The organism is Streptacidiphilus sp. EB129, assembly GCF_041262645.1.
Lineage (GTDB): Bacteria > Actinomycetota > Actinomycetes > Streptomycetales > Streptomycetaceae > Streptacidiphilus.
On record NZ_JBGCCS010000005.1, the window covers coordinates 177,861 to 189,954 of the forward strand.

The 12,094-nt window shown below is 72.6% G+C and carries 7 protein-coding genes; 4 read left to right on the forward strand and 3 right to left on the reverse strand.

The window, feature by feature from the left end; translation table 11 throughout:
- Positions 1-34 precede the first annotated feature (34 nt).
- The 3 genes from ABH925_RS08610 to ABH925_RS08620 form a co-directional block, all read right to left on the reverse strand.
- Positions 35-1,855 carry a maltokinase gene (locus tag ABH925_RS08610; protein ID WP_370146575.1) on the reverse strand — a complete coding sequence of 607 codons (1,821 nt, stop codon included), beginning with the start codon at positions 1,853-1,855 and terminating at the stop codon, positions 35-37.
- 310 nt (positions 1,856-2,165) lie between these two features.
- A complete protein-coding gene (gene treS / locus ABH925_RS08615) occupies positions 2,166-3,878 on the reverse strand; it encodes a maltose alpha-D-glucosyltransferase (RefSeq protein WP_370146577.1) in 1,713 nt (570 codons plus the stop codon).
- Positions 3,875-5,848: an alpha-1,4-glucan--maltose-1-phosphate maltosyltransferase gene (locus ABH925_RS08620; RefSeq protein ID WP_370146812.1), complete on the reverse strand. Its 1,974-nt coding sequence runs from the start codon at positions 5,846-5,848 to the stop codon at positions 3,875-3,877. Before ABH925_RS08620 ends, treS begins: the two co-directional genes overlap by 4 nt.
- A gap of 1,059 nt (positions 5,849-6,907) precedes the next feature.
- Here ABH925_RS08620 and glgP point away from each other — a divergent pair.
- The 4 genes from glgP (at position 6,908) to ABH925_RS08640 (ending at position 12,082) form a co-directional block, all read left to right on the forward strand.
- Positions 6,908-9,592: an alpha-glucan family phosphorylase gene (gene glgP, locus ABH925_RS08625; RefSeq protein WP_370146579.1), complete on the forward strand. Its 2,685-nt coding sequence runs from the start codon at positions 6,908-6,910 to the stop codon at positions 9,590-9,592.
- Between the two features lie 147 nt (positions 9,593-9,739).
- Positions 9,740-10,063: a type VII secretion target gene (locus ABH925_RS08630; RefSeq protein WP_370146580.1), complete on the forward strand. Its 324-nt coding sequence runs from the start codon at positions 9,740-9,742 to the stop codon at positions 10,061-10,063.
- Complete coding sequence (locus ABH925_RS08635; RefSeq protein WP_370146581.1) at positions 10,063-11,289, forward strand: hypothetical protein; 1,227 nt, start codon at positions 10,063-10,065, stop codon at positions 11,287-11,289. The genes ABH925_RS08630 and ABH925_RS08635 overlap by 1 nt, the downstream gene beginning before the upstream one ends.
- An 88-nt stretch (positions 11,290-11,377) precedes the next feature.
- Positions 11,378-12,082, forward strand: coding sequence for a hypothetical protein (locus tag ABH925_RS08640; RefSeq protein WP_370146582.1), 705 nt, complete (start codon positions 11,378-11,380; stop codon positions 12,080-12,082).
- Positions 12,083-12,094: the final 12 nt, after the last annotated feature.

Sequence of the window (12,094 nt, forward strand, 5' to 3'; positions counted from 1 at the left end):
GAGCGGCGACGGGTCGCGGTGCGGGGCGAGGGTGCTACGGCGAGGCCGCCTCGGCGAGGCGGGCGATCGCGGACATCGGGATGGGCAGCCAGTCGGGCCGGTTGCGGGCCTCGTAGACCACCTCGTAGATGGCCTTGTCGGTCTCCAGCGCGTGCAGCAGCACCGGGTCGGCGGCGGGGTCCGCCGCGCCGGAGGCCGCGTACCCGGCGCAGAACGCGGCGCGGTTGCGCAGCGCCCAGGTCGCGGCGAGCGCTGCCAGCCGGGGCCTCGTCGGCTCGGCCGGGGCGACCTCGGCCAGCAGGTGCGCGGCGGCGTAGTCGAAGGACCGCAGCATCGCGGCGACGTCCCGGACGGCGGGCTGCGGGCGGCGGCGCTCCTCCAGCGGCTTGGCCGGCTCGCCCTCGAAGTCCAGCAGCACCCAGCCCTGCTGGGTGCGCATGGCCTGACCGAGGTGCAGGTCACCGTGGATCCGCTGGGCCCGCAGCACCCGGCCGTCCCGGGCCGCCTCGGCGAGGTCGCGGAAGATCCGGCGCAGCGGCGCGCGGTACGGGGCGAGTGCCGGGACGGCCAGCACGGCGGCGTCCAGGCGCAGCGCCATCGCGTCCGCGAGCGCCTCGGACTCGCGCTGGTCCAGCACCGCGACGGGCAGGGTACGAGCCAGGGCGAGATGCACCTCGGCGGTGGCCCGGCCCAGCAGAAACGACTCTGCGGAGAAGTTGCCGGTGATGTGGTCGCTGGGGCGTCCGTTCCGGGTGCTCTGCCACTCCGGGTCGGTACGCAGCCGGCGGACGTGGGTGAGGGCGAACTCCCAGCCGTCCTTCGCCCCGTGGAGGTAGCGCTGCAGCAGGCCCAGGGTGGCCGGCTCGGGCTGCGGCTGCTGTGGCCGGGGCTGTGACTGCGCGCGGCGGGTGGCCGCGGCGTCGGCTCGGTGGTCCTCGGGCGGGGCGGTGTCCGGCAGGTCCGGCAGATCGGCCTCGAACCAGGCCAGCGGGGTAGGCACATGGCTGGACCCGGCCCGGCCGAGCGCCAGCGAGAGCTCCAGGTCCGGATTGAGGCCGGGGCTGATCCGGCGGAACAGTTTCAGGATCGCCGCGTCGCCGTAGATCACCGAGGTGTTGCTCTGCTCGGCCGTGCCGACCTGGGCGGACACCCCGGGGGTGGCCAGGTCGGCGAGCGCGGGACCGTAGAGGTTGTTGAACCGCAGCGTGCTGAATCGCAGCGCCCCGAGTCGGGATCCCTGCGGCCCGCCGTCCGCGAGGAAGCGCAGCAGCCGGCGTGTCAGTGCCGGGTCGTAGGCTGCGTCGTAGGTCAGCAGGCCGTCGTGGGGGCCCCCGCTGATCCGGCCGATGACCGCTGCCCGCATTCGTTCCGGGTCGCGGTCGCTGGGGGCACGGTCGAGCGGGTCGCCGCCGTTCGGGGTGCCGCCGTTCGGAGTGCCGGCGTTCGGGTGGTTTCCGTTCGCGTCATGGGCGACAGGGGCTTGTGGGCGGGCGCCGAGGAGCAGTTGGTAGCGGTCGGTACTGGTCGCGCCGCTGGGGGAGCGCTGCTCCACGGTGAGCAGCAGGTGCAGCAGCAGCGGCTCGTCCGGGCGCGGCCCCGGGGAACTGGGCAGCAGGGTGACGGAGGCGGGGGTGAGGGCGGTGATCGGGTGGCCCTTGCCGGAGAACCAGCGCTGCCTGGGCAGCCAGTCGCGCAGCAGCGGCAGCGTGTCCCGGACCAGGGAGCCGGGATCGGCGCGGTGGGTGACGGACCGTGCGGTGGACGCGGTGGAGAGTGGGGGCATCGGGGATTCGGCTGCGGGCGGATACGAGGTGGGCTGGGCGGCGGCGATACGAGAACGGGAGGTGTCGGACATTTCTCCCTTTCCCCGGGGACGCGGCAACCCCGGCAGCGAGCGGCCCGTGCTGGGCCGGAGGTGCTGCCGGGTCTGCCAGTCTTCCGGAATCCGATGGCGTGAGCGCTTCGGCACGCGGTGGCCGGCCGTGTGTCACGCCGAATGACTGAGTGGGATGCGCGCTGCTCCTGGAGGATGGTCGGACAGTAGGAAGAATCGAAGGGGCGTGGGCGTCGGCGTGATCGGGATGAGTTCCGTCCCGACCGAACCCGACCCGACCCGACCGGACCCGACCGGTCGGACCGGCGGGTCGGGACGGACGGACGGGCGGTTACTCGGGTCTGCGCAGGCGGAACCAGTAGAAGCCGTGCCCGGCCAGCGTCAGCAGGTAGGGCAGCTCGCCGATGGCCGGGAAGCGGACCCCGCCGATCAGCTCCACCGGGTGCCGGCCCTGGTACTCGCGCAGGTCCAGCTCGGTCGGCTGGGCGAAGCGGGAGAAGTTGTTGACGCACATCACCAGGTCGTCCCCGCCGCCGGGCAGCGGCAGCGTGCGGACGAAGGCCAGCACCGCCGGGTTGCTGGACGGCAGCTCCGCGTAGGAGCCGAGCCCGAAGGCCGGGTTGAGCTTGCGGATCTCGATCATCCGGCGGGTCCAGTGCAGCAGCGAGCTGGTGCTGCTCATCTGCGCCTCGACGTTGGTCACCTGGTAGCCGTAGACCGGGTCCATGATGGTCGGCAGGTTCAGCCGGCCCGGGTCGGCGGAGGAGAAGCCGGCGTTGCGGTCCGGGGTCCACTGCATCGGGGTGCGGACCCCGTCGCGGTCTCCGAGCCAGATGTTGTCGCCCATCCCGATCTCGTCGCCGTAGTAGAGCACCGGCGATCCCGGCAGCGAGAGCAGCAGGGCGGTGAACAGCTCGATCTGGTTGCGGTCGTTGTCGAGCAGCGGCGCGAGCCGGCGGCGGATGCCGACGTTGGCCCGCATCCGCGGCTCCTTGGCGTACTCCGCGTACATGTAGTCGCGCTCCTCGTCGGTGACCATCTCCAGGGTCAGCTCGTCGTGGTTGCGCAGGAAGATGCCCCACTGGCAGCCGGCCGGGATGGTCGGCGTCTTGGCCAGGATCTCGGCGACCGGGTAGCGGGACTCACGGCGCACCGCCATGAAGATCCGCGGCATCACCGGGAAGTGGAAGGCCATGTGGCACTCGTCGCCGCCCTTGGCGTAGTCGCCGAAGTAGTCGACCACGTCCTCGGGCCACTGGTTGGCCTCGGCCAGCAGCACGGTGTCCGGGTAGCTGGCGTCGATCTCGGCGCGGACCCGCTTCAGGAACTCGTGCGTGGCCGGCAGGTTCTCGCAGTTGGTGCCCTCCTCGGTGTAGAGGTAGGGCACGGCGTCCAGCCGGAAGCCGTCGATGCCGAGGTCCAGCCAGAACCGCAGCGCGGCCAGGATCTCCTCCTGCACCGCCGGGTTGTCGAAGTTGAGGTCGGGCTGGTGCGAGAAGAAGCGGTGCCAGAAGTACTGCTTGCGGACCGGGTCGAAGGTCCAGTTGGAGGTCTCGGTGTCGACGAAGATGACCCGGGCGTCCTGGAACTGCTTGTCGTTGTCGGCCCAGACGTAGTAGTCCCCGTAGGGGCCCTCGGGGTCGCTGCGGGAGGCCTGGAACCAGGGGTGCTGGTCGCTGGTGTGGTTCATCACGAAGTCGATGACCACCCGCATCCCGCGCTGGTGCGCGGAGTCGACGAACTCCACGAAGTCGGCCAGGTCGCCGAACTCGGGCAGCACCGCGGTGTAGTCGGCCACGTCGTAGCCGCCGTCGCGCAGCGGGGAGGCGAAGAAGGGCGGCAGCCACAGGCAGTCCACGCCGAGCCACTGGAGGTAGTCCAGCTTGGTGGTGAGTCCGCGCAGATCGCCGACCCCGTCGCCGTTGCTGTCCTGGAAGGAGCGGACCAGCACCTCGTAGAACACGGCACGCTTGAACCAGTCGGGGTCGCGGTCCTTCTGCGGCGTGTCGGTGAAGGTGTCGGGAACGGGCTCGTTGACGATCACTGCTCGGCCCTCCGGACCGTGAGGATGTGGGCCGGCTGCTGGGTGGGGTCGAGCCGGACGTAGTTGTGGCGGCCCCAGCGGTACTGCGCGCCGCTGAGCTGGTCGTGGACGTCGAGGGCGATCCGGTCGGCGTCCTGGGTGTGGATCCCCAGCGCGGTGAGGTCGAGGGTGACGGTGGCCTCCTGGATGTGGTGCGGGTCGAGGTTGACCACCACCAGCACGGTGTCCTCGCCGTGGCGCTTGGAGTACGCCAGGATCTGGTCGCTGTCGGTGTGGTGGAAGCGCAGGTTGCGCAGCAGCTGCAGCGGCCGGTGCTCGCGGCGCAGCCGGTTGAGCGTGGTCAGCAGCGGGGCGAGGCTGTCGGCGCGGTCCCAGTCGCGCGGGCGCAGCTGGTACTTCTCCGAGTCCAGGAACTCCTCCGAGCCGGGGCGGGCCGGGGCGTTCTCGAAGTGCTCGTAGCCGGCGTAGATCCCCAGGCTGGGGGAGAGCGTCGCGGCCAGCACCGCGCGTACCACGAAGGCCGGGCGGCCGCCGTGCTGCAGGTAGGCGTGCAGGATGTCCGGGGTGGTCGGGAAGAAGTTCGGACGCATGCAGGCGGCGGCCGGACCGGACAGCTCGGTGAGGTACTCGGTCAGCTCCTGCTTGCCGGTGCGCCAGGTGAAGTACGTGTAGGACTGGTGGAAGCCGACGGCGGCCAGGGTGCGCATCATCGCCGGCCGGGTGAAGGCCTCGGCCAGGAACAGCACGTCCGGGTCGGTCCTGGCGATCTCGCCGAGCACCCTCTCCCAGAAGGCCACCGGCTTGGTGTGCGGGTTGTCGACGCGGAAGATCCGCACCCCGTGCGCCATCCACAGCCGCAGCAGCCGCAGCGTCTCGGCGACCAGGCCGTCGAAGTCCCGGTCGAAGTCGAGCGGGTAGATGTCCTGGTACTTCTTCGGCGGGTTCTCGGCGTAGGCGATGGTGCCGTCCGCGCGCTGGGTGAACCACTCGGGGTGCTTCTCCACCCAGGGGTGGTCCGGGGAGCACTGCAGGGCGAAGTCCAGCGCCACCTCCAGGCCCAGATCGGCGGCGCGGGCCACGAAGGCGTCGAAGTCCTCCATGGTGCCGAGGTCCGGGTGGACCGTGTCGTGGCCGCCCTCGGGCGAACCGATCGCCCAGGGCGAGCCGACGTCGTGCGGACCCGCCTCCAGACTGTTGTTGGGACCCTTGCGGTAGGCACGGCCGATCGGGTGGATCGGCGGCAGGTAGACCACGTCGAAGCCCATCCCGGCGACCGCGGGCAGCCGCTCGGCGGCGGTGCGCAGCGTCCCCGACACCGGGGCGCGGCGGCCGTCCGGGTCCAGCACCGCGCCCTCGGAGCGCGGGAAGAACTCGTACCAGGAACCGAACAGCGCCCGCTCCCGGTCCACCTGCAGCGGCGCCGGACGCGAGGCGGACACCAGCTCCCGCAGCGGGTACCGGGCCAGGGCCCGGAGCAGGTCCTCGCTCAGCGCGGAGCGCATCCGCTCCTCGGCAGGGCCCTCGCCGTCGCGCAGCAGGGCCGCCGCGGCCTGCACGACGGCGCGGCCCTCCTTCTTGGGTACTCCGGCGGCGGCCCGCTCCAGCAGCAGCGCGCCCTCCTCCAGCATCAGCGAGACGTCGATCCCGGCCGGGATCTTGATCCCGGCGTTGTGGCGCCAGGTCGCGACCGGATCGCTCCAGGCCTCGACCGTGAAGGTCCAGCGGCCGGGGCCGGTGGCCACCACCTCGGCGCCCCAGCGGTCGGAGCCGGGCGAGAGCTCGCACATCGGGGTCCACGGGCCGCTGCGGCCCTTCGGGTCCCGCAGCACCACATTGGCGCCGACGGCGTCATGTCCCTCGCGGAACACCGTGGCGCTGACCTCGAAGGGTTCGCCGACCACGGACTTCGCGGCACGCCCGCCGCAGTCCACCCGCGGGCTGACATCCAGGACAGGGATACGGCCGATCATGCGCTCTTGCTCGCCCTCTGCGGTCTTCGCTGACTCAGCGGTACGGGTACGGGTGGTGCCGGTGCGGCTCTTGGTGCCGGTGCCGGTGCTGGTGCCGCGCTTGGTGGCGCTCGCCCCGGGCGCGCCGGTCCCGACTGCTGACGAGGGATCAGCCGCCGGCGTTCGCCGGGACCGCGAGGCACGTGGCGCGGTCGCCGTGGGCGCTGTCGTCGTAGGACGGATGTCGTCCTGCTGCGGCGTCTCGGCGTTCAACCGCTGCTCCTCGTGCATATCCCGCTCCTGACCACTGATCGGCGGAAACCTCACGGGGCATCAGCCCGGAACCCACTTTCGCAGGCGTCGGGCGCGTCCGTAAGGCACCTGAGGACGGCGAGGGTCGCAAGGACCGTCCATCGGCGGTCCGCCACCGATGGACCCAAACGAGTGACCCCGAGAGCCTTCCCCCACCTCCCTGCCCGCCAACCTGCCCGACGCCGACGACCCCGGTACTCCCTGGATTCGCCACCACCGCGCACGCCGGCGCGCGACAGGGGCGCGCGAATCGCGGGAGCGGTGCCGGACCGCGTGGTCCGCTGCGTACAACGAGCAGGCGAGGAGGGGGGACACGCCGGAGGCCGGATCGGATGGTGCGTCAGGAGTCGCTGACCGGAGGTCTCGAAGCGCCACAAGCTGGCTCAGGACGACAGGGAGCACCCGTGGGACGCCAGCCGGCAGTGCCGGGTCCGGCCCGTACGGGAGCCCTCTCGACCTGCTCCGATCCTCGCACCGAAGGGCCCGGCTACGCACGGGTATCCGCATGATCAGATCGATCGGAACGGCCGTTCGGCGGATCCGCCGGAGCGCGGAGGCCGGTCGTGCGACGGCTGTGCGACCATCTGATTTCTTTCGTGTGAACGCGCTCCCGCACGCGCCCCCGCGCGCCGTCGTGCGCTGTTCGACCGTTCGAGTGAGCGTCCGCCACCGGTGTCGGTCGGCTGTGCACCGAACGGGGGCAACCGCCCCCAGGTGGCCCCCGGACCCTCCTGTAAACGGGCTCGCGGTCACGCTATCTTCGCTTGGGTGAAGGCAATCAGACGTTTCACCGTGCGCACCGTCCTGCCCGAACCCCTCCAAGCCCTCGGTGAGTTGGCGCTGAACCTGCGCTGGTCCTGGCATCCGGAGACCCGCGACCTCTTCCGCGAGGTCGATCCGGAGACCTGGGAGACCGCCGGCCGGGACCCGGTCCGACTGCTCGGCGAGGTCGCACCGCAGCGCCTCGCGGCTCTCGCGGTCGACCGCCGCTTCCTGAGACGGCTCCATGACACCGCCGAGGACCTCCGTGACTACCTCGGTGGCGACCGCTGGTACCAGGAGCAGACGGCCCGGTCGGAGCAGCAGGGCACGCTGCCGGCGGCCGTCGCCTACTTCTCGCCCGAGTTCGGCATCACCGCGACCCTGCCCCAGTACTCCGGCGGCCTCGGCATCCTGGCCGGGGACCACCTCAAGGCCGCCAGCGACCTGGGTGCTCCCATCATCGGTGTCGGCCTGCTCTACCGGCACGGCTACTTCCGCCAGTCGCTCTCCCGGGACGGCTGGCAGCAGGAGCGCTATCCCCTGCTCGACCCGAACGAACTCGCCGTCAGCCAGCTGCGGGAGACCGACGGAACCCCCGCCGGCGTGGTGCTGGAGCTGCCCGGCGGCCGGCAGTTGCATGCCCGGATCTGGAAGGCCCAGGTCGGGCGGGTGCCGCTGCTGATGCTGGACTCCGACATCGAGCAGAACGCCGCCTCCGAACGCGATGTGACCGACCGCCTCTACGGCGGCGGCAGCGAGCACCGGCTGCTGCAGGAGATGCTGCTCGGGATCGGCGGTGTCCGCGCGGTGCGCACCTTCTGCCGCCTCACCGGACACCCCGAGCCGGAGGTCTTCCACACCAACGAGGGCCACGCCGGCTTCCTCGGGGTGGAGCGGATCCGCGAGCTGGTCAGCGGCGAGGCCGGGGCCAAGGGCGACCCGCTCGACTTCGACGCCGCGCTGGAGGCGGTCCGGGCCGGCACCGTGTTCACCACGCACACCCCGGTCCCGGCCGGGATCGACCGGTTCGACCGGCAGCTGGTGCAGCGTCACTTCTCCGGCGAGGCCCAGCTGGAGGGCGTGCCGGTGGACCGGGTGCTGGCGCTGGGCAGTGAGAGCTGGCCGGACGGCGACCCGGCGCTGTTCAACATGGCGGCGATGGGGCTGCGGCTGGCGCAGCGCGCCAACGGCGTGAGCACCCTGCACGGCCAGGTCAGCCGGGGCATGTTCAACGGCCTGTGGCCCGGGTTCGACGCCGAGGAGGTGCCGATCACCTCGATCACCAACGGCGTGCACGCGCCCACCTGGATCGACCCCGAGGTGGTCCGGCTCGGCGCCCGCGAGATCGGTGCCGAGCGCACCGAGGACGCCATGATGATCGGCGAGGCGCGCCGCTGGCACGGCATCGAGGGCATCCCGGACCAGGACATCTGGGAGCTGCGCCGCCGGCTGCGGGGGCAGCTGGTGGACGAGGCCCGCGACCGGGTCCGCGCCTCCTGGCGGCAGCGCGGCGCGGCCGAGGCCGAGCTGGGCTGGGTCTCCGAGGTGCTCGACCCGGACGTGCTGACCATCGGCTTCGCCCGGCGGGTGCCCTCGTACAAGCGGCTCACGCTGATGCTCCGCGACCCGCAGCGGCTGCGCTCGCTGCTGCTGCACCCGACCCGGCCGGTCCAGATCGTGGTCGCGGGCAAGGCCCACCCGGCGGACGACGGCGGCAAGCGGCTGATCCAGGAGATGGTGAAGTTCGCCGACGACCCGGAGGTGCGGCACCGGATCATCTTCCTGCCCGACTACGACATGGACATGGCCGCCGCGCTCTACCCCGGCTGCGACGTCTGGCTGAACAACCCGCTGCGCCCGCTGGAGGCCTGCGGCACCTCGGGGATGAAGTCCGCGCTCAACGGCGGGCTGAACCTGTCGGTGCTCGACGGCTGGTGGGACGAGTGGTACGACGGCAGCAACGGGTGGGCCATCCCGACCGCCGAGGGCATCGGCAGCCTGGACCCCGAGGGTCCGGACGCCGACCGGCGCGACGAGCTGGAAGCCGCCGCGCTCTACGACCTGATCGAGCACCAGGTCGCGCGCCGGTTCTACGACCGGGGCGCGGACGGGCTGCCGCAGCGGTGGATCGAGATGGTCCGGCACACGCTGGTCACCCTCGGCCCGAAGGTGCTGGCCGGCCGGATGGTCCGGGACTACGTGGAGCGCCTCTACACCCCGGCCGCCGAGGCGCACCGGGTGCTGGAGGGCGGCGGTGACTTCGAGGGCGCCCGCGAGCTCGCGGTCTGGAAGGCAAGGGTCCGGGCCGCGTGGCCGCGGGTCAGCGTCGACCACGGCGAGACCGCGGACAGCGCGGACCACGCCGAGCTCGGCAGCACGCTGGCGCTGCGGGTCCATGTCGCGCTGGACGGGCTCGACCCGGCCGACGTCGACGTCCAGGTGGTCTCCGGGCGGGTGGACGACGCGGACCGGATCACCGACGCCACCGCGGTGTCGCTGAAGCCGGCCGACCGGGCCGACCTCGACGGCCGCTGGCGCTACGAGGGCCCGCTGGAGCTGGGCCGCACCGGGCCGTTCGGCTACACCGTACGGATCCTGCCCGCACACCGGCTGCTGGCCTCGGGCGCGGAGCTGGGCCTGATCGCGGTGCCGGCGGAGACGGCCGGGATGGACTCCGGTCTGCTGCGCTGACCGGTACCACCGCGTGCAACAGGGGCCGGAACATGACGACAAGTCATGTTCCGGCCCCTGATGCGTCGTACGGGTGGTTCGGGTGGGAGTGCACCGATTCTGTACGCTGACCGTTCATCCAGTGACGGACCACGACGGGGGATGCGGATGGCGGCGGGATACCGGGTCGATCCGGGACAGCTGGGCGCACTGGCGAAGGGCCTGCACGGCGCCGTCGACGCCATGTCGGCGGCGCGGCGGGCGCTGGCGACGGCGAGTGACAAGCAGACCGGCGAGGCCTCGCTGGACCGGGCCTGCGGCGAGTTCCAGGACAAGTGGGGCTACGGGCTGAAGCAGCTCGCCACGACCACCGGGGCACTGGCCGATGGCCTGCACACCACGGCGACCGCCTACCGGGCGGTCGAGGACCAGGTCAGCGGATCCCTGGGCGCGACCGGCCGTTCCACGGGCGCGGCCGGCGGGGGGACGTGATGGGCGACGGCCACGGCTTCCCCGGTCTGGGCTTCGATCCCGCTCCCGGCAACCTGGCCGAGGTCACCTCGCTGGCCGCCGCGCTGCGCGGCGCGCGGAACCAGCTGGCCGAGGCGGACGCGATGGTCCGTCAGGCCGCCTCCGGTGGCAGGGAGTGGAGCGGCGAAGCGGCGGAGGCCTTCGCCCACCGCGTCGGTGAGCTGCCCAGGCACCTGGACACCGCGCAGCAGTCCTTCGGTGCCGTGGCCGCGCTGCTGGAGGGCTGGCAGTCCCAGCTGGCCGGGATGAAGACGCAGGCCCGGTCGCTGGAGGCGCAGGCTGTGGCCGCCCGTACCGGCTGTGAGCAGGCCAGGGACAATCCCGACCTGGAGCTCGCCGGGCAGACCTTCGCCGCGGGCGCGGAGCTGCGGCAGGCGGAGCAGCGCTACCAGGCCGCCGTGACCACGCTGAACGCCGCCGAGACGGACCTGCGGGGCTTCGTCGATCAGGCCACGAGGCTGCTGACCCAGCACCGTGAGCTCGCCGAGACCGCCGCCGGGGCGGTCGAGCGGGCCGCGCAGTCGGCCCCGCCCGGGCCCGGCTTCTTCGCCAGGATCCTGGACGGCCTCGAAGCGGCGGTCCGGGATCAGATCAAGCTCGCCGACGCTGTCCTGAACTGGGTGAAGGACCACGCCAACGCCATCGCGGCGGTGGGCGACATGCTGGGCACCGCGAGCACGGTGATCGGCATCGTCGGGGTGGTCCTGGACTGCACCCCGCTCGCCCCGGCCGGGGCGGTGCTGGACGCGGTGTCCGGCGGGCTGTCGGTGGCGGCGCTCGGCACGCACCTGATCGCCAGGGCGGCCGGCGCCCCGGTCTCCGGCACTACCCTGGCGGAGGACGCGATGGGCAGCGTCAGCTTCGGGGTGTCCCGGGCGGTGGGCGCGGCCGGCAGGGCGGCGGAGGCCGGCGCCGCGGTGCCCAGGGTGGTCAGCGCCGTCGCCAGGGGCGAGACGCTGAGCACGGCCCTCGGTGCGGCCGGTACCGCCATGTCCGTCAAGGACGCGAAGGACGACCCCAGCGGACTTGGCTATCTCCTGCCCAAGAACGGCCGCCAGGGCGCCGAGGAGGGCGTCAACCCGGCGACCCCGTTCCCGGGAGTGCTCGCCGTGGGCTTCGAGAACGCCTGGAACGCCGGCAGCGCGAAGGACCGCGCCGCCGTCCCGTCCCGCGCCGGCGCGCACTGAGGCGGGCCGGATGGAACAGACCGGGATCCGCCCACCCGCACCAGCCACCGCAGGACAGTACGCCGAACCAGCCAGGAAGGTGGCAGCAGTGACCACAGCGACGACGCGGCCCGATGTCGAGGTCGAGTTCCAGCTCCCGCCCGACTTCCGGGAGATCCTCGCCGGCGCCTCTCCGGAGCAGGCCAGGGCGGCGGTCGTCGAGCGCTTCGGTCCGGACGCCGTCGCCGCGCTGCCCGCGCTGGTGCTGGAGGCGGCCGTCGCGGAGTACCTGACCGCGTCGCACTGGCTGGAGGAGGCAGGGGTGTTCCACGCGTCGGCCTGCCTGGGCCTGATCGACGGCGCCCCGACCCTCTCCTCGCTGACCCTGGCCCGGGTGAACGCGGACGCCGGGTCCCCGGTCTTCGGGGACCCGGAGACGACCGTCGCCGGCATCATCGAGACCATGGGTCGCGGACCGGGCGGAGCGACCCGGGACGCCCGTCGTTACGACCTGCCCTGCGGCCCGGCCGCGGTCGTGGTCGAGTCGGCGGTGGGACTGGTGCTCCCGGCCGCGGATGTGGGCACGGAGTCCGACCTCCCGGTCCCGGTGGCCACCCTCCAGGCGTATGTCCCGTTTCCCGCCGAGGTCGCCCCCGATCAGGACGCGCTGCTGGTGGTCACCTTCAGCACCCCCAGCATCCAGCACTGGGAGGTCTACTGCCCGATGGTCGCCGACCTGCTGCGCAGCCTCCGCTTCCCCGCAGCGGCCGCCCCCCGGGTGCGCCCCTCCACGATCAGGAACGCCCTGGGCTGACGGCCGGTCACG

Bases quoted from the DNA above. Each gene is read 5' to 3' on its own strand.
- ABH925_RS08610 (WP_370146575.1), bottom strand. From the start codon at position 1,855: ATGTCCGACACCTCCCGTTCTCGTATCGCCGCCGCCCAGCCCACCTCG.
- ABH925_RS08635 (WP_370146581.1), top strand. From the start codon at position 10,063: ATGGGCGACGGCCACGGCTTCCCCGGTCTGGGCTTCGATCCCGCTCCC.
- ABH925_RS08620 (WP_370146812.1), bottom strand. From the start codon at position 5,848: ATGATCGGCCGTATCCCTGTCCTGGATGTCAGCCCGCGGGTGGACTGC.
- ABH925_RS08630 (WP_370146580.1), top strand. From the start codon at position 9,740: ATGGCGGCGGGATACCGGGTCGATCCGGGACAGCTGGGCGCACTGGCG.